Consider the following 17,442-nt stretch of genomic DNA (forward strand, 5'->3'; position numbering starts at 1 on the left):
GGCTATAAGAGAGGAGTAAAAATAATGGTTAGTCCAAAGCAATTAGAAGAAGACATTAAGAATGTGGACTATGATCAGATTAACAAAATGATTGACAACTCGACTAATCAAGTTGATACCAACTTTTGGCTAGCAATCCGTGACCGCGCGCTACAATTAAGACAGAAACAGATAATTAATCGTAAAGATTTTATCAGATGAGCATAGACCTTTATATGTTTGCAGGAGTTAATGGAGCTGGAAAATCAACTTTGTATAGCTCAATAGCTGCAAGTGAACGACCAAAAATTGGCGTGCTAATGCTGATAAAATTGCCCCTGAAAACCACTGGGATTGGCGCGACCCTGTAAGCAACTTGAAAGCAATGAGAATTGAAGTTAAAAACATTCATTCTTTTATTGCTAATAAACAAAGTTTCAATATGGAAACTACCTTAGCTTCTTCTAAAAAAACCTATGTAAACATCTTAAGATCAGCTGAGGTATAGGTCGATACCAAGCTTGGTGGCAGTATTCTCACTCCTATACGCGTGGGCGACATGGTTATGCCGTTTTAAGCGGTAATATTGATTGCTTCTTGGGGAAAATCATGTTTCCACACACGTCCTTTTAAATGGTATGATTAAGAAATGAATGCTGAACAATTTTTAAAATTAAAAAAGATACTGGATTTTTTAAAAAAGCAAGCTCCGACAGTTACTGTTAAAGAAAATATAACTAGTATAGACAATTGCAAGGCGGAGTCTGTTGAAGATTATAATAGAGCAAGAGCTTATCTTGGAGAAAATAATAATTCTTTCAAATCTTTAACCGTTTGTGTAAACTCAGGAAAAGATTTTTTGAATTTACTAAATCTTTTGGGAGCTATACATGCGAATTTTAACATTTCTTCAAAACCGTTTATAGCAGAATCAGACATAGACGAAGATGATGATAGTGAAACAATCAAAAGGTCGACAACCTATAAAGACTTTGAAGACTATGACAATAATTGGATGTACTCTTTTGAGAACTATGTATTTAAAATAGTTAATTTTGATGAAACTGCTTTAGAGCATGACCAATACTATATCTAATTTTGTTAACCAGATAAAGGGCAGTGACTTCGCTGCCTTGAATGTAGGTAATGTTTTTGTCTTGGAGGGATGTAATATGATAATTGATACAAGAAAAATACAAAAGGCTATTATTGAAAACAAAAAGAAACATGGTTTTAATACAACTGATGTTGAATATGAACTACTTAGATTATATGGCGAGGCTAATGAACTTTTTGAAGCATGGCATAAGAAGGATAAAGAAAATATAAATGAAGAATTAGCAGATGTAGCAATCTTTTTATTGGGAATTTCAGAGATTCTTGATAGTGACTTAGGGGAAGACATAGTTAAAAAAATGGAAATAAATAAAAAAAGAGTATATAAGAATGGTATTAAAAACGTGTAATATAGAATTCTAAAAAATCAGTAACCGAAAAAACTTTGTCAATAACTTTTTATAATATTTAAGCAAACTTGATAAAAGTAATACTTTAAGAAATTCCAACTTATACAGCAATCAAACAAATCAATATTGATAATAGAAAAACTATGAACCAACCTTATTATACAAAAATAATTAAATTTAACGAAAAATTAGGGAAATTGTCTATTGAATTACCTTGCCCTTTTAAATTGATTAACCCATACAAAGGAAAAGAAGGAAATTTAGTCCGTAAAATATCTAATTCTTTTTACAAAATATATTTCGATGATAATATTAAGCGTCGCTTAATATTAGGAAGCTCTCCAGCAAGGAGAGGAACTGCAATTACTGGTATTCCATTTGAGGATATGAATCGTTTACAAGAGTTGACTGGATATTATATTAAAAATTATCATGTTAGCAAGGCCTCTTCGGATTTTTTACATGAAGTTATAGATAATTATGGTGGAACTGAACAATTTTATAAACACTTTTATTTAGGCTTTGTTTTTCCTTTAGGATTGAGCAAAATTAATTCAAGAGGTAATGAGGTTAATTGTAATTACTATGAAAACAAGCAAGTTGAACAATTACTAATGCCATTTATTATTAAATCAATTCAACTTCAAATAAATTTTGGTATAGATACCTCAATTTGTTATTGCATCGGTTGTGGAGATAATTATAAAGAATTGAAAAAGATTAATAATAATTTTCAGTTCTTTAGAAAAATAATCCCTTTGGAGCATCCACGCTTTATTACACAATATAACCCGAAAGATCGAAAAAAATATCTAAAGAAGTATTTGGACGCATTAAGCATGCCATAAATATGCTATGTAATAGTAGTTACACAGCAAAATTTCAATTAATTTAATGGGGTAATAATAGAAATAAAAGCAGAAAAATGATTGGTATATTTTAATGTCAATATTGCAATTAATTTGGTTGGCAAAATTAGTGAACTTCTCACTCTGACGAGCGATTTGTTAATAATCAAATGAGCTTCGAGAAGCTCATTACGTTAAAATCGTTGTCTATTTTATCAATATTATTTTTTTTCATTTTAATCAACCCAAAAACTACATATAATAAAAATGTACTATTAAAGTTGAGTAAAAAGGGGCAACTAATTATGAAGCAAAAAGTTAAATATTTGATAGTTGCAGCACTGTGCGTCATTTCTTTTGGTCCAAGCAGCCAACTAAATTCAGTTCATGCTGCAAGTCATTCTATTTCCAAGACAATTATGCATGATGCTCAGGCCTATTCTAAGGAAGGCAAAAAAGTTAAAGGGAAATACCATGCTTATTCCAAAGTTATTCTTGATGATCAGCCGATAATTATTGGAACTGAGCCGCATGCTCCTTACTATAAAGTAAAAAATAAAAAGCAATACCTAAAAGCTAATAATATTGACGGTGTAAAGCGTAAAGTAAACCATAATTCGTATGTTTATGCTTCTAGCACGCGTAAAGCTGAACCAAAAGTCATCAAAGCTGGCAGTACGGTAACTACCTATGGCGGTGCCTATCAATTTAAAAATGGTCTATTATATTACCGCATCGGTGGTCCAAAAAAGCAATATATCAAAGCGCAAAATTTAGGAGCGATAACTGGCTCAAGTACTGAAGAAACCACAGTAACGGTCACCTTTACTCTAGGTACGCCAATTTATGAAGATAACGGTATGATTAGAGTTATAAAGCACGCTAAAAAGGGAACAAAATTCAAAGTCGATCGTTGTGAAGAAGGTAGCCGTGCTGATGCAATCAGCACGGCTGTGCCAAATGGGACAATTTATCGTATTAAAGGCACCCATGATTGGCTTTGGGGAGTAGATGTTAAGGCGGCCAAGAAATTACCTGTTCATGACTATGATAATGAGACTTTTTCGTACATCAAGTTTACTAAAGACGTAGATGTTTATAATGCAGACGGCACTATGCAAGACCATCACGGTCAAAGAATCAGAAAACAGGGTGGATTCATTAAAGTAGATAAGCTGCTATATCTTTGGGTGCCTGCTGAAAATAAGGCAGAATTATTCTATCACCTTAAAGGTCATCAATTCTATGCTACTCAGCCAGATGTTAACGAAAAAATTGATGTTGGCGACGCTTATGTTAAAAGTAGCGAAGTAAAGTTCGTTTACGGGATTAAGTTAAAGCCAAGCAACACTGCCCAAGATGCAGAAAAGCAAGCCCACCAAGATAAAACAAATTAGTCAATAAAAAAATAATAAAGTCTAAATAGTCTAGAGAAAAAGCTAGACTATTTTTATTTAAAAATTTATCTAATATAGCATGATTGTATATTGCTTATATAATAATATATTATATTAAGATACACTTTGTAAGAAAAGAAAAATATTTTACAGTATTGTTTGACTTTTATATAAAAGTAAATTATACTGATAAAAAATTAAAATATAATGAAAGAAAATTTTATATATATTGCTTGAGGAAATCAATAATGGGAATTAAAAAAATGATCGCAATTATTCCCAAAAGCTTGCTTATCATCCTATTTATTACCTTATTAGTAAGTTCTTTTGAAGGTGTAGTGAATTCAGCTGTTATTGGTTACTTACCGAATTTCACTCAAAATAGTTCAGTTGAGAAATTTATTCAGTTCATTTGTATTTCAGTTCTAGCTTATTCTGTGGTTTACGTTGCCATTTGGTTACACACTCGAATTCAGAACCGAATCATTTATTTGCTCAATACACAACTGAAATCTGACTATATCAAAAAGGCCACTTTTGAACGAATTGATACTAATACGGAACTTTCAACTTTAATTAACGACTTTAAGTTAATTGAAACAAATTATTTTAATTTATTAGTTGAGGTGGTTGCTGATCTATGTATGTCACTTTTTTCAACAATTTTTATTTTGCGGCTTAATGTGACTTTAGGTATTGTCTTTATTGTTTTTGCACTGCCCCAATTATTTGTACCAAGGCTTTTTCAACCACTGCTATCAGTGCGCTCAGCCGTTTGGTCGAAAAATAATGGTAAATTTGTTGAAAAGATGCGTGATTTATTGGGCGGTAGGGAGACAATCTTGCGTTATGGCGCCTTTGAGCCAATTGATCAAAAAATCAACGACCAGTTGGCTACAACTGAACGTTCCTACCAATCTTTGAATAATGGCAGAATGAACGTGCAAATAATTTCCTGGCTTTGCTCTCTAATTGCTTTGTTTTTACCAGTTGGCTTTGGCTTTTATTTAATGATCGACCAGCAAAGTGTGACTTCTTCAATTATTTTATCTATTTACTTGGCTAGTGGGCAGGTCATGCAGCCATTAAGAGAAGCAATTAACGATTTTGCAACGATCAAAACAACAATTGCGCTCAGAAAATCAATTAATAATGTTCTTTCTAAACGAGTTGTTGAGGAAAAGCCACAAATTACAAGTGATAAGGCGACGATAAATAAAATAGCAGGAGAAGGAATAACGTTTTCTTTTGGAAAGAAAACGATTCTTGATCATGCCCAGTTTATAATCAATCAGGGTGATAAGATTTTGTTAACTGGCGCTTCGGGAGCTGGCAAAAGCACTATTTTTAACTTAATTATGGGAACTTTGCACCCAGCTGAAGGGAAGCTGGCTTATCGCGTCGATGGTCAAGCTCAACCTGAGATTAATCCCGCGTACTTTGCTTTAATTCAGCAAAGCCCCTATATTTTTAATGAAACAATACGCTTCAATTTAAGTTTAGGTTTAATGTTCCCTGATGAACTGTTAATAACCTGCTTAAGGGAAGTGGGCCTTGATCAAGAGCTTGGTGGTCAGCCTTTAGAGTATGTTTGCCAAGGCAATGGTTGCAACTTATCTGGCGGACAGTGCGAGCGACTGGAAATTGCTCGTGCATTAGTGTTTAACCGACAAATAATTTTAGCCGATGAAATAGACGCTAACCTTGACCCGGCAAATGCTTTACAGGTGGAAAAAATGCTTGCAAGCATTAATAAAACGGTCATTATGATTTCACATCACATTAATTACCAGCGGGCAAAAGACTTGGGCTTTCGGCATTGGGTACTAGAAAATAATAAGTTAACCGAGATAAAGTAGTGCTTTAAAGTCATAATAGTTATGCGAATAAGATGGATACAGCATAAGCAAAGGCAGATTTGCTTAGGGCAAACTTTAAAAATAATATAAATGGAAAATCACAAAATAATTTTTAATACTAAAAATACGTTGTGGTTAAACAAAGGGTGGAGAATATTGGCATTCATAACTGCAGCAATTACAATTTTGATCGATTTCATGTTGCTGACAGTTCATGCTATTACCATTAGAAATCTACCTAATTTAGCATATTCTCTATTATTAATGATACTACCATTGGTTGATACAGCTATAAAATTTTCGGTTTGAATTTTTTAGTAAATTTACTATAATAATTTTCGAAAGCGATTTCTTTATAATAAAAGGTATAGTTTGGTTTGATAAATTGATTAGAAAGATATGAGTCTTATGAAAATGAAAATAAAAATAAATATATTATCATCTTTTTGTATAGCAATAATAGGACTAGGAATTATTAGTAGTAGTGTTGTTGAAATATCTCAAGTTAATGCAGCAACCATTTATACTACCCCTGCTAATCCTTGGCGATATAAATATTCCAATGCATATTATTATGATTTATCAACATCAAGTTATTATAAAGATGTTTGGAATGCAGCTACTAACGCATGGAGCAATAATGGATTTTATTGGAAAAAAGCTGCAAATAATTCTAAAACTACTGTAAGTAGCTATGATGGATCAAATGAATTGGGAATAACAGGTGTTACTCATACTTCATATAATACTAGTACTGGTCAAATTGTTAGTAATGAGGTTCTATTAAATAGAGCTGCTCTTTCATATTATAATTATTCAAAGAGTGAACGAGTTAATGTAGCGGAACATGAACTAGGACACGCATTGGGGTTGGATCACAATGCCTCTGATAGTATATCAGTGATGAATCCATCAAATCGATTTTATAGTATTCAATCTTGCGATATTAGAGGTATGAATGCGATATATTCTACACCAGCCTTATTCAGCGCGGAAGAAATTAACGATACAAACGACATTATAACAGTTACTACCTATGTTAAAGCTGTTCCCAAATTAAGAAATATTCATGCACTTTATGATAATAATAAAAATCAAGTAAAGTTAACTGGTGAAGCTAACGGACTAAAGAAAGTAAAAATATTTTATAATAAGCAAAATGTTAAAACAGCTAAAGTTAATAAATCAGGCAATTTTGCCGCTAACCTTAAATTTAAAGGTTACAAGAATTTCACTCTGTATGGTATAAATAAAGCTAACAAGAAAGCAACTACCAAGGTAAAACTCACCAGTAAAGATTATGCTGCACCTGTGCCGTGCGCTGTTAAAGGCAATCGAACAAAAGAAAGTGTTACTTATGAAATAGCAACAAACAAGGGCTGTACACTGAATTTTTACTACAATAACCACAAAATGTATGCTGTTACGGCTGATTCAGAAAAAACGCAAGTAGTTTTTCCTGCTGGCCTGCTCAAAGGCAAAACAGGGCATTTTACTATTCGTCAAGACCAAACTGGTAAAAAAATCAGCCAGTCTGCTAAAGTAGCAATTCCTAAAGTAGGCTATGCGTTTGAAGTAAACAGTAATAAAAGATAAAACCACTAAAACATAGTATTGAAAACAACTGGTTATTTAATATAAAGAATTAAAAATCTGCTCAAAAATTGATGTTGGCGATGCTTATGTTAAAAGTAGCGAAGTAAAGTTCGTTTACGGGATTAAGTTAAAGCCAAGCAACACTGCCCAAGATGCAGAAAAACAAGCCCACCAAGATAAAACAAATTAGTCGATAAAAAAATAATAAAGTCTAAAGAGTCTAGAGTTAACTTCAACCATTGCACTTTTTAGATTTAAATTTAAAAGGAGATTAATCAAAGTACAGTAAAGGTCTGACAAAGGTTTAAATAGCCTTTGCCAGACTTTATTTGTGTTTAGCTTTAAAAAACTACCAATTCTTAGATAGGTTAATAGCAATAGTTTCTACTACTTAAGCCAATCATCAATTTTATTTGTACTACATTTATTTATTCTTCGGGTGACTAATATATTTTCAATTGTTTTATTATCAATCTTTTTCCCATTTTCAGTAATTTCCTCAAGGTCAATTGAGTTAGTAATATTTATGATAAATTGATAACCACTGTCTATATTATCTCTGTTGACATATATATTATTATTCACTTTTTTGTATATCGTAAAGTATACTTTAAAATCAAAATTTTTTGGCTTTCTAACTAGTCTATAGTCATTACCAATTTTTATTTTATAAAAATGATAGTTATTTGTTAGCTTTATTAGATACATTTTACCTTTAAAAGCCAAACTGTTTCTATCCCAGGAAAAAATCAAATTATTTTTATCTTCATTGCACTCTTCACATGTCAAAGCCCAATTTTTGTAGTAGTTATTGCCGCCTTCATTCTTAGGAACAATGTGATCTATTTGAAAATCATCTTTACGTAATTTTTTATTACAATATACACATCTATGCTTATATAAATTATATATGCTTTTTCTATCGGAATCTTTTAAAACAAGATTGGTAGGTATTTTGAATCCGAATCTACAATGATATTGTGCTGATTTAATAATTTTACAGCCATTATTTTCCATGCTGTTGAGAGCAGTGAACTTAGACATAAAATTAGGATTTCTCAGATCATATATAACATAACATCTTCTTTAATATAAATAAGAACTTTCGAATTTGCTATTTGATACGTTTGTTCTATGTCTTTAAAAATTTTTTCTACATGGCTCAGATTTTTATCTCCCATTACTGACATCTTATGTAGTAGCTTGCCATCATAAGTGGAGTAAACATAAGAAAATTTATTACCCATGTATCCAATGGCATTAAACTGATCTAGATTGAGATCATTAATTTCTTGAAACTCACAAGTCGATAAACTTAGTTTAGATTGAGTTTGTAATTTGTCTATTATTTTTTGTCTATAATCAATCATAATAACTTTCGAAATAATAATTATAAAAACTGAAAAATATAATACTCAGTTTATAATATCATAGTTAAATTAGATAGGGGTTTAAATAATCTTGTGTAAAATGACTATAGCCTTTATTAAATTATGTTAAATAAATGTTATGACTATATTGCTTAGATTTTGTAAAGATATAATTGCAATTTTTTTAGAAATTGTGTATACTTGTACTAACGTTAATTAGGGAGTTAATATTAATGGAAAAGAAATTAGGTAACTTTGTTGTTAGAAAAGTTGGTAATTCTACTGCTCTCACGGTTCCTAGTAAGGCAGGTGTTAAACTTGGTCAACGATTTGAATTGACTCAAGAAAATAATGGCACTTTAATCTATAAGGCTATTGACTCTAATCCGTGGTTTAATGGTGAATATGACGATATTGACTTTAAAAAAGAAATTAAAAAAGTAGGCAATCCTGATACGATGCAGATTGGTAAGGAGAACATGCCGTGGTAGCGCCCAAACAAGGAGATATTATTTGGATAGATGCTGAACCTCATGCAGGACGAGAAGAAGGTGGGCATAGTTTTCAATCTGGCAATATTCAGAGACCAGCAATAGTTATATCAAATAATGCATATAATCAAAAAACGGGATTAGTTATCTGTATGCCTCTTACGCATGGCCTTAATAAAGATAAGGGTGAGCTATACTGTCATTTTGCTGACATTAATAGTGGAGTATCTGATAGTGTAATTACTTTTTTCATGCCTAATTATGATTTTTTCGGTCGACATGGTAGAATTGTTGGCCATGTTAGTGACAAAGATTTGGATAACTTACTATCTAGAGCATATCAAATTTTAGATAAGCGTTAATTTTGTCAAAATATTGCTTAGCCTAAACTAAAACCCTGAAATTTAATTGCAACTAAAAAATAAACACTTTATTATTAAGCAAGAACTAACGCACGACTTCGATATTTAATTGGAGCCGTGTATTTTAGTTTGTTAGATCCTTCAATTTTTCAAAATATCTAGTTTTAATATTATCGTTCGCTACTTTTCCTCCATAAAGCGAAAATCTGCACATTGTCTTTACAAGAAGCATTTACAGTTTCTTAATTGACTATAAATTTATAATGTAAGCCCCCTAGATTGAAAACAAAAAGAAATTTAGAGGGTTTTACTATTGTTAAAAATATTATAGATAAAGCATAGAAAGCAAGTACAGGAAGATTTGGATAAAGATTTAACTGATGTAGAATATAGTTATAATCAATATTATTATGGCATTATGAGGAAATAATCGTGGATTTCTTTAAGCGGATTGAAAAATTTATTGTAGCTGCTATTGTATTTTATTTTATCCTAAATATGGGTATCAACTTATATCATTTTTCTTTAGAAACAATAGCCTATAACGCTTTTAAAAGTGAAAGCAGTCTTAGGTATTATTCATATGATCAGAAAACATATGATGTATTGAAACAAAGTAAAGACAGGCATTTTAAGATAACTAGTGAGAATCAAAGTACTGGTAATATACTTGAATATGACGGAATAATTAATCATAAGCATTGTGTTGTAAATTATGATATAAAGCCAATTTTTAAAATTAGAGTACGCGACGTTAGCCTTTTGGGAAATTAATTTATAAGAAATGGGTTGTAAGTTAACCACAAAATATTTGAGGGACATGTATTTCACGACATTACTGTTTGTTAAATTATATTTTTGTAGTAAGTCTCAAGAGTTAAAAAGCTTTTGAGACTTTTTGATACCTATATGTATATTTCTAAGTCTGTTATCAATAATGAAGAAATTAGGATTTTATTTTTTCTAAATTTGCTATGCAGAAAATATGGCCGCCTATCCGCGTAATGCACATTAAGTAAAGCTAGATTAGTAGATATTTAAATAAACATAAAAAATAAAATTTATGTTATAATTGCTTTAAAGATAATATGTAATTTATAATTACCTTTTTATAAACGAGGCGTAAAAATGTAATTTAAAAAATTTTGGAAGTAGGTTCTTCTGCAATTATGTTAGCAACAGTGCCAGCATCCATGATGCTGACCACTAGCACTGTATCAGCGAAGTCGACAGCACTGTCTTCGATTTCTAAGAATGATATGGCTCCGGTTGCTAATAAAGCTGATCAATCACTAAGACAAATTGCTAAAAACAATAATCTTGAGTTATCAGTAGTTGAGCAACTTAATAATAATCTTGATCCTGATACACCGATCCTTAGTGGAACACCAATTTACTTACCACAAAATGTTGAAAATGCTGATGATTATAGTGAAGGCACGGTTAACGGCAATACCATTTTAAATTTTGACAATGATCTTTTAAGAGCTTATGGTTATAATTCTACTGGTAACCCGTATGCTAATATTCCAGCAAGTATAAAACGTAAGTATTATGATAATTTAAGCAGTGCAAATAGATCGGCAAAAGTATGGATTGCTTATATTGCTTATAATGAATCCACCTATAGGTATACGGCAACTAATGGTCAGTACTATGGGCATTTTCAATTAACTAAGTCTTACCTTAATGGAGATTACAGTAAAGTAAATCTAGAAAAAACTGCAGATAGATATGTCAAAAATCGGTATGGTTCATGGGTAAAAGCTAAACCATTTTGGCAAGCACATCATTGGTACTAGTGAGGAAAGCATATGAAAAAAATAGTTAAAGTTTTAATTGTTTTAACGATAGTATCGGCGGGACAACTGTTGGCTACCACAAGTAATACTACAGTCCAAGCCGCACAAATTGAAAAACCTAAGCTTGTAACTAATAAAGCTTGGACTAAGAAGTTAGCTAAAGCTGGGTATGTTTTTGTATTACCTAATGCTGCTAAAGGTGTGTTATATAAGAATACAGCAGCCAAGGGTGGTAAATCATATAGCCGAAAGGTATTAAAGAAGCTTGTTAAAAACCATACACTATTTAAGGTCAGAAAGCTGACAACCATTAAAAACAGCATTTCCGTTGATTTGATTTCTAAGGATGGTAAATATAAAGGTTATACGAACTACGTGAATGGTATTTATAACAAAAATCTATTTAATAAGGGCTTACAACCACTAATTAATGCTGAACTAAAAGTAATGGATGCTAAAGATAATAATGAACCTACTTCGGCTTTATTAGAGCAAGCGCAAACGTTAGCTAGCGAATTAACTGGTAAGAATAAACAAATAGCTGATACTTCAATTAAACAATTAAAACGTTATTTAAAGCATAAAGATATATCAGAAACACCGGTACTTCTAATTGGTAAGTATCCAGGTGACCTATTAGCAAATTAAAAGAAGAGTGAGTAGATATTTGATATGAACCCCGAAGTTAAGACAACTTCGAGGTTTTTATTATGGCTAAACTATTGATAGTAGAATAATTATTGGCATTGATAAAACTGTAATTTAACTTGATTAACTAGTGCTTTAAGGTTGAAAAAATTTTGGCAAGTAAGTTACACAAAAAAGCAGTGACTATTAATAAATACTAGTCACTGCTTGCGATTTGTTACATGCCGCTAATTAGTAAAAACATGTATATTAAAGCTACAAAAGACTACATGCTAACGAGGCTATAAATGTCGATTAAACAAACCTTCAAGCGTACTAGTCTTAATTATGTTTTAATCCAATAATAAATAAAAAGCTTCATTCCGATTAAGTATCGAAATGAAGCTTTAAACTGTATTAGCTTTGATTATTGCTATTCTATTTTATATAAAGATAGGGATTAGTGTTTATCAAAATATTATCTATTTGGTCTTGTTCAGGAGTACTATTAATTACTGCTTTTTGAGCTGTAGATAATAATGAAGTGGCTTTTTTAACTTCTGCTATACTTGCAGTATTTGAGTCATTTATGCTCTTAGCAAATTTTAAGGCATAGCTATAATATACGTCACAAAATCTGATAACATTATTCTTCTTATAGGCAACTATCGTATTTTCTTGACTAATTAAGTTTTGAAGCTCTTTTTTATCAGCTTCCTTGGCCACGTTAGCATCTGCTTTTGCCTGCTCAGGAGAATTATCTGGTTTCAGATAAGGTCCAGAACAGTAATTTACATCAGATGCTTTAACGTAGATAAGTCCTTGATAACTCTCATTCACAAAGTTACCCGGTATACTATTTTTGATACCATTTTTAGTCCAGGAATATTGTAGTAAGTAAAATAGTTCAGCCTTATTTTCTTCAGGAATCCAAATGTATGTTAAATCCTCAACCGGATATTTATCATTTTTATTAAAAGTAGAATGGGTACCTTCAATATGTAGGGCCTTTCCATGTGCGTCATATGTACTTGTAGATTTATTAAAACTTACATATGTGGCATACGTATATATTTCTAATCTTTGACGAGGCCTAGTTTTGACAAGGTTAGAACTAATAAAGGCATCGGTAGTACCGCTGATACGATATTCTGTAAGACTAGATGGATCAGCGGTTACACCTGTAATCCTGTCAACGTTGTAGGTCTTACCATTCTGTATTTCTGTTTTGTCTTTGCCAGTACCAATCGTAAATGGCTGCTTAATATTTGAGTTTTCAATTGTAACAGAAGTTTCAGTAGTGTATAGGGGCTTATTGTCAATTTTATCTACATTCGAAGCATTGATATAGCCTCCAGCACCAATATTGTAGTAATATTTATTACCGATTTTTTCATATGGTAGCCAAGATTGATTGTAACCATCGTCATTTAAAAGATAAAAATGTTTACTATTTCGATCAACAGGCTCAATAGAAGTGGCATATTTTAAAGGAGTGCCTTTTTTGATATGGGTATTAGATTTACTCCCACGGTATGTAGATAAGCGCTTGCCGTTTTTGTCGTAGACAAATGAATTATAATTTAACTGCAAATTGCCTTTTTGGACTTGATCATCAATCATCCCTACATTGCTGGCTTTAATATAAGCATTGTTAGTAATGGAATAATAATTCTTACCATTAATAGTTGAAATCTTTCCATTTGAATTTACAACCGTACCTGTTTTTAAGGTCTTTTTACCATTGGAATTAGTACGTTTACCATTAGAGCTGTAAATGTAGGAATTATGATTTAAAGTAATAGTTGCTGATTTAGCAGATACAGTTGATAGATTTGAATTTTGAATTATCGGTACTACTGAGCCCAGCGCTAAAATACTTGCGACTGAACCGAACACTATTTTTTTATTTAGATTCATAAAATCACCTCAATATAAATTATTTTTCTAGAATATGGTAAGTGAAATTAGACTAAGCCGCTTAACATACTTAGAATTATTTTTAAAAACATTTGATTAATAGCCAATCATTTAGTTACCACGCTAGAATAAAAATATCAGCCTAAATTTTTTAATTGAAGTGAATTAACGGTTACTAATATGATTAGGCTACGACTATATTACATCTATAAATGTAAAAAAACACATTAATTTTGTGGAATCTTGGATTTGCTAAAGTTTCGACTTTAATAAGCTCCCAGTTGCTGTTTAAGATTACTTAATATTAATATCACCGCTTTTACTAGTGACTTTAAGAAGTGATCGATGTGATAAAGTTTTAGAAAAATTATGATGATGAGACTTATTATGAACTTTAACTATGCCTGAATGTTTGGTAGCAAGCTTATAACTAAGTTTTGGCGCATTGGACATTTGGAAGTTGCCCTCAGCTAATTTAAAAGAGCTGTTACCAAGCAATTTTGAACTTTTGACTTTGGCGTAGCCCATTTCGCCCATTGTTACATTGGCTTTAAACTTACTTTTGCTGATAGAAAAATCACCTTCGTCTAAGGCGAATGAAGCCTTGTTAAAGTTCGAACTAGTAACTTTAAGGTCACCGCTTTTTAGCTTAAGACGAATATTTTTTGCTTTAAGATGGTTAATTTTAACGTCACCAACGTGGAATGACATGTTAACTTGAGGAACATTTAGTTGGTTCAAGCTGAAATCGCCGGAATCACAGAAACCAGTTAGTTTTTTAATTGTTGTTGTATTAGGAACAGTAACATTTATATAGTAGTTTCCATCCCGATATGATTTTTCGGGTTGATCTGAGATTACTAATTGCTTGTTTTTAACTTCAGCCTTGATTTTATTGATATCTGCTCCTTGGCTCCCACTTACAGTAACTTGAAAATTATTTCCTGAAGAAATTTTTATGTCAGGTCGATAAGCTGCGAACTTAATACTGTTGAACTGATCAACTTTTATTACTCGACTCGTATCACCTGATTGAGTGGCTGAGGGATTAGCTGCTGTAACATTTTGCTGGTTGGATATTGCTTTGCCACCGCAAAAAACAGCTAGACCTAGAATTATTATAATTGAACATAATTTAATTTTTTTATTCATCGTATTTTACCTTCTAGCTATTAAACAATAAAGTGTAAAAAATAAACGCTTTTGTTTGAAATACATGCTTGTTATTTTCTAATCTTTGATACTGATATAACCTTTCCTATCCTTAACAGTAAGCATTGGCTTATTATTGATGGTTCGCTCAAAATGAGTTGAGTGCGACTTACCAAAGAATTTAATTTTATTTTTTTTGCTGCATGATAGGTTATAACCAATCTTTGGTGAATCATACATGATGAAGTCTCCTTCATGTAGACTAAACGAACTATTGCCTAGTATCTGGGAATCATCTTCAACTTCAACATCACATACACCAGAATACTTTGCATTCATTTGGAATTTACAACTACTAATTACCGTATCACCGGTATCTGTAGTTAAGTTTGCCTTGTTTATAGTTGAATTGCTTGCTGTAAAATCTCCGTAAACTTGACGTAGTTTTAGCTCATTAGTTTTAATCTTGTCTAATGTAACATCACCATAGATTGCGGCTAGTTGAATGTCAGTAAGGTTCAATTTGTGGAGACTAACGTTACTACCATAGCTATAACCAGTAATGCTTTGCAAGGCATCGCTATTAGGTACCGTTACACTGACTTTGTATCTGCCTTTACGGATTGAGTGTGAGCTAGAAATAGTGAGACTTTTATTGTTAACGGTAGCTTTTATTTTTTTGGCATCTGGCCCGGTAGCCTTGACCTGAAAACTCTTTCCAGTTGAAACTTTAAGGTTGATAAATCTTTTATCTAGACGAGCTTTATTAATATTAACGTTAATTTTTTCAAAGGCAGGAACATTAAAGACTTTAATAGTCCTACCCTTCTTTTTTACGTAGGTAATTTTAGTTTGATCTGCCTTAGCATTTTGCTTATTATTACTTACTTTTATACCAATAAATAGTAAAGCAATTATGACGAATAGCGAAATACACAATTTGCTGATTTTTTTCATCTTTATCTCCTTACTTTCAGCATTCCTCTTATTATGAATAATATATAAAATCTTAATTACAAAAATGAAAATTTCTGTATACAGAACAAATTTCCGATTATTTTTTACTGCAAAAGCACAATTTCATCTTGCCAAAATATTTGGTTTGGCTATATATAATATAAGAGAATAGATAAATTGATTATGAACTTATTGAAACAGTCGTTACGTGTCGATTAGTAAAGCATTTTGCGGAATTGTTAAGGCAATATCTTTTTGTTGCAGATAAAATCACCGTTAAGTAAATAAGTATTATTTAATTTATGCTTTAAATTAGGAGATTTTATGAATATTAAGTTTGGCGAAAAATTTAAACAAATAAGAAAACAAAAAGGGATGAGTTTAGATATAGTTTCTCGTGACATTACTTCTAAGTCTTCTTTATATTATTGGGAAAAAGGACAGGCTAATATGTCTTTTGAAAAAGTGATTGCAATGCTTGAACGCATGCGTATTAAGCCATCTGAATTTGTTACCGATAGTTTAAACGATAACATTGACTATCAAAAGATTGTTTCAGCTTATTTAACTGATAACGACAAAAAACTTCAGAGCTTAGCTTCAATATATTTAAAGGCAAGTCAAAAGAAGCCTTATAATCGAACTTTGCTATTGAGAGCTGCAGTTGCCTGTAGCTTTTTAAAGTCTGATACGGGACAAAATTTATTTATGCCACGAGATACTAAACGTTTAGAAGAGCTATTATCAGAAATTAAAAACTGGCGCTATGAAGACTTATTTAATTTTGGTAATACACTTTTTCTTTTACCTGGAAAACGAATCATTGGTTTGGCACAGATGCTCATACAAAAATATCAAAAAAATACATATGATATTGTTCATAATATTAGTTGGAGGCATGAAACTGTAACAACGTTAAACAATGCAGCACTAGTATTGCTATTTAAGAATTTGGTATATGCAAAAAAATTAATTACTGAACTTAATAATATAAAAATAGATGATGATTTGGCTTATGAAAAAATTCGTCTAGAATTTGGTAACGAATGTATTTTGTATACACAAACCAAAGATGATCAAAACATTAATAAAATATTCTTTCCCACATTAAGCTATTTAGGGTTAAATAAATTACGTTCATCTTTGGAAAAATCATTTCTACAGTTAAAGGCTATATACAATTGATGTACTATATCTAGAAGAATATCTTACTTATTCCATTAGCCATTCTTAGTTCCAAATAAAGGATTGTAAGCTTATCTGGTACAGATAGGTTAGTATTAATATAACAAAAATAAAAGTCTGATTTTGTTCACTATACAGAATAAAGTCAGGCTTTTTTTCTATAAATGATACTCTACTAAAAGTGAAAGATTTTTTGATTTTAGCTTAGGAGTTGTAATCTGGAAAGCTTGGGTTACTGTTATTAAATTTCATCTCTAATGTTCCTATCTTTTAAAAAATTGTTGCATATTATATTTTATATAATATAATTAATCATGTATGCTATATATCATATAATAAAGAAAAGTTGAAAGAGATATGAAGAATATGGTTAAAAAAGATCAAACTCCTTCACGTGCTAAACGTGTTGGCAAGTTTATGCTCACGACAAT

Annotated in this window: 18 protein-coding genes; 13 read left to right on the forward strand and 5 right to left on the reverse strand. The window is 31.3% G+C overall.

What is annotated here, in order from left to right; all coding sequences use genetic code 11:
* Positions 1-24 precede the first annotated feature (24 nt).
* The 7 genes from J3U71_RS07825 to J3U71_RS07855 all read left to right on the forward strand — a co-directional run bounded on the left by J3U71_RS07825 (position 25) and on the right by J3U71_RS07855 (position 7,145).
* Positions 25-201 carry a hypothetical protein gene (locus tag J3U71_RS07825; RefSeq protein WP_220232421.1) on the forward strand — a complete coding sequence of 59 codons (177 nt, stop codon included), beginning with the start codon at positions 25-27 and terminating at the stop codon, positions 199-201.
* Positions 202-628: 427 nt separating this feature from the next.
* Positions 629-1,075, forward strand: coding sequence for a hypothetical protein (locus tag J3U71_RS07830; RefSeq protein ID WP_267393620.1), 447 nt, complete (start codon positions 629-631; stop codon positions 1,073-1,075).
* 76 nt (positions 1,076-1,151) lie between these two features.
* Positions 1,152-1,445, forward strand: a complete 294-nt coding sequence (locus tag J3U71_RS07835) for a MazG nucleotide pyrophosphohydrolase domain-containing protein (RefSeq protein ID WP_220234899.1) — start codon at positions 1,152-1,154, stop codon at positions 1,443-1,445.
* A 143-nt stretch (positions 1,446-1,588) separates the two neighbouring features.
* Positions 1,589-2,293 carry a uracil-DNA glycosylase family protein gene (locus J3U71_RS07840; protein ID WP_267393621.1) on the forward strand — a complete coding sequence of 235 codons (705 nt, stop codon included), beginning with the start codon at positions 1,589-1,591 and terminating at the stop codon, positions 2,291-2,293.
* 305 nt (positions 2,294-2,598) lie between these two features.
* Complete coding sequence (locus tag J3U71_RS07845; protein ID WP_267393622.1) at positions 2,599-3,690, forward strand: SLAP domain-containing protein; 1,092 nt, start codon at positions 2,599-2,601, stop codon at positions 3,688-3,690.
* A gap of 248 nt (positions 3,691-3,938) precedes the next feature.
* A complete protein-coding gene (locus J3U71_RS07850; RefSeq protein ID WP_103753165.1) occupies positions 3,939-5,549 on the forward strand; it encodes an ATP-binding cassette domain-containing protein in 1,611 nt (536 codons plus the stop codon).
* A gap of 414 nt (positions 5,550-5,963) precedes the next feature.
* Complete coding sequence (locus J3U71_RS07855) at positions 5,964-7,145, forward strand: matrixin family metalloprotease (protein ID WP_267393623.1); 1,182 nt, start codon at positions 5,964-5,966, stop codon at positions 7,143-7,145.
* A gap of 387 nt (positions 7,146-7,532) precedes the next feature.
* On the opposite strand, the gene J3U71_RS07860 is transcribed toward J3U71_RS07855, so the two are convergent.
* Positions 7,533-8,189, reverse strand: coding sequence for an HNH endonuclease (locus tag J3U71_RS07860; protein WP_103753159.1), 657 nt, complete (start codon positions 8,187-8,189; stop codon positions 7,533-7,535).
* Between the two features lie 14 nt (positions 8,190-8,203).
* Positions 8,204-8,515 (reverse strand): hypothetical protein, encoded by a 312-nt coding sequence (locus J3U71_RS07865; protein WP_267384899.1) that lies wholly within the window; start codon positions 8,513-8,515, stop codon positions 8,204-8,206.
* Between the two features lie 233 nt (positions 8,516-8,748).
* Between J3U71_RS07865 and J3U71_RS07870 the strand changes: the two genes are divergently transcribed.
* The 5 genes from J3U71_RS07870 to J3U71_RS07890 all read left to right on the forward strand — a co-directional run bounded on the left by J3U71_RS07870 (position 8,749) and on the right by J3U71_RS07890 (position 11,818).
* Positions 8,749-9,006, forward strand: a complete 258-nt coding sequence (locus J3U71_RS07870; RefSeq protein WP_103753161.1) for a hypothetical protein — start codon at positions 8,749-8,751, stop codon at positions 9,004-9,006.
* Complete coding sequence (locus J3U71_RS07875; RefSeq protein WP_267393624.1) at positions 9,000-9,368, forward strand: type II toxin-antitoxin system PemK/MazF family toxin; 369 nt, start codon at positions 9,000-9,002, stop codon at positions 9,366-9,368. Before J3U71_RS07870 ends, J3U71_RS07875 begins: the two co-directional genes overlap by 7 nt.
* A 432-nt stretch (positions 9,369-9,800) precedes the next feature.
* Positions 9,801-10,142 (forward strand): hypothetical protein, encoded by a 342-nt coding sequence (locus J3U71_RS07880; protein ID WP_103753163.1) that lies wholly within the window; start codon positions 9,801-9,803, stop codon positions 10,140-10,142.
* 395 nt (positions 10,143-10,537) lie between these two features.
* The gene (locus J3U71_RS07885) at positions 10,538-11,170 is read left to right on the forward strand and encodes a peptidoglycan-binding protein (RefSeq protein ID WP_267393626.1); all 633 of its coding nucleotides are present in this window, start codon (positions 10,538-10,540) and stop codon (positions 11,168-11,170) included.
* 12 nt (positions 11,171-11,182) lie between these two features.
* Entirely contained in the window at positions 11,183-11,818 is a 636-nt protein-coding gene (locus tag J3U71_RS07890; RefSeq protein WP_267393628.1) for a hypothetical protein, read from the forward strand.
* 417 nt (positions 11,819-12,235) lie between these two features.
* Here the strand turns inward: J3U71_RS07890 and J3U71_RS07895 are convergent, their stop codons facing one another.
* The 3 genes from J3U71_RS07895 to J3U71_RS07905 all read right to left on the reverse strand — a co-directional run bounded on the left by J3U71_RS07895 (position 12,236) and on the right by J3U71_RS07905 (position 15,826).
* Positions 12,236-13,717 carry an SLAP domain-containing protein gene (locus tag J3U71_RS07895; protein WP_267393630.1) on the reverse strand — a complete coding sequence of 494 codons (1,482 nt, stop codon included), beginning with the start codon at positions 13,715-13,717 and terminating at the stop codon, positions 12,236-12,238.
* Positions 13,718-14,011: 294 nt separating this feature from the next.
* Positions 14,012-14,869, reverse strand: a complete 858-nt coding sequence (locus J3U71_RS07900) for a DUF4097 family beta strand repeat-containing protein (RefSeq protein WP_267393632.1) — start codon at positions 14,867-14,869, stop codon at positions 14,012-14,014.
* Between the two features lie 78 nt (positions 14,870-14,947).
* Complete coding sequence (locus J3U71_RS07905) at positions 14,948-15,826, reverse strand: DUF4097 family beta strand repeat-containing protein (protein WP_267393634.1); 879 nt, start codon at positions 15,824-15,826, stop codon at positions 14,948-14,950.
* A 324-nt stretch (positions 15,827-16,150) separates the two neighbouring features.
* On the opposite strand from J3U71_RS07905, the gene J3U71_RS07910 reads away from it, so the two are divergent.
* A complete protein-coding gene (locus tag J3U71_RS07910; RefSeq protein WP_267393636.1) occupies positions 16,151-17,011 on the forward strand; it encodes a helix-turn-helix domain-containing protein in 861 nt (286 codons plus the stop codon).
* The last annotated feature ends 431 nt before the right edge of the window (positions 17,012-17,442 follow it).

The organism is Lactobacillus sp. B4015, assembly GCF_026536055.1.
GTDB classification, from domain to species: domain Bacteria; phylum Bacillota; class Bacilli; order Lactobacillales; family Lactobacillaceae; genus Lactobacillus; species Lactobacillus panisapium.

Coding starts and splice junctions, on each gene's coding strand:
- J3U71_RS07825 (WP_220232421.1), top strand. CDS start 25: ATGGTTAGTCCAAAGCAATTAGAAGAAGACATTAAGAATGTGGACTAT.
- J3U71_RS07830 (WP_267393620.1), top strand. CDS start 629: ATGAATGCTGAACAATTTTTAAAATTAAAAAAGATACTGGATTTTTTA.
- J3U71_RS07835 (WP_220234899.1), top strand. CDS start 1,152: ATGATAATTGATACAAGAAAAATACAAAAGGCTATTATTGAAAACAAA.
- J3U71_RS07840 (WP_267393621.1), top strand. CDS start 1,589: ATGAACCAACCTTATTATACAAAAATAATTAAATTTAACGAAAAATTA.
- J3U71_RS07845 (WP_267393622.1), top strand. CDS start 2,599: ATGAAGCAAAAAGTTAAATATTTGATAGTTGCAGCACTGTGCGTCATT.
- J3U71_RS07850 (WP_103753165.1), top strand. CDS start 3,939: ATGGGAATTAAAAAAATGATCGCAATTATTCCCAAAAGCTTGCTTATC.
- J3U71_RS07855 (WP_267393623.1), top strand. CDS start 5,964: ATGAAAATAAAAATAAATATATTATCATCTTTTTGTATAGCAATAATA.
- J3U71_RS07860 (WP_103753159.1), bottom strand. CDS start 8,189: ATGTCTAAGTTCACTGCTCTCAACAGCATGGAAAATAATGGCTGTAAA.
- J3U71_RS07865 (WP_267384899.1), bottom strand. CDS start 8,515: ATGATTGATTATAGACAAAAAATAATAGACAAATTACAAACTCAATCT.
- J3U71_RS07870 (WP_103753161.1), top strand. CDS start 8,749: ATGGAAAAGAAATTAGGTAACTTTGTTGTTAGAAAAGTTGGTAATTCT.
- J3U71_RS07885 (WP_267393626.1), top strand. CDS start 10,538: ATGTTAGCAACAGTGCCAGCATCCATGATGCTGACCACTAGCACTGTA.
- J3U71_RS07890 (WP_267393628.1), top strand. CDS start 11,183: ATGAAAAAAATAGTTAAAGTTTTAATTGTTTTAACGATAGTATCGGCG.
- J3U71_RS07895 (WP_267393630.1), bottom strand. CDS start 13,717: ATGAATCTAAATAAAAAAATAGTGTTCGGTTCAGTCGCAAGTATTTTA.
- J3U71_RS07900 (WP_267393632.1), bottom strand. CDS start 14,869: ATGAATAAAAAAATTAAATTATGTTCAATTATAATAATTCTAGGTCTA.
- J3U71_RS07905 (WP_267393634.1), bottom strand. CDS start 15,826: ATGAAAAAAATCAGCAAATTGTGTATTTCGCTATTCGTCATAATTGCT.
- J3U71_RS07910 (WP_267393636.1), top strand. CDS start 16,151: ATGAATATTAAGTTTGGCGAAAAATTTAAACAAATAAGAAAACAAAAA.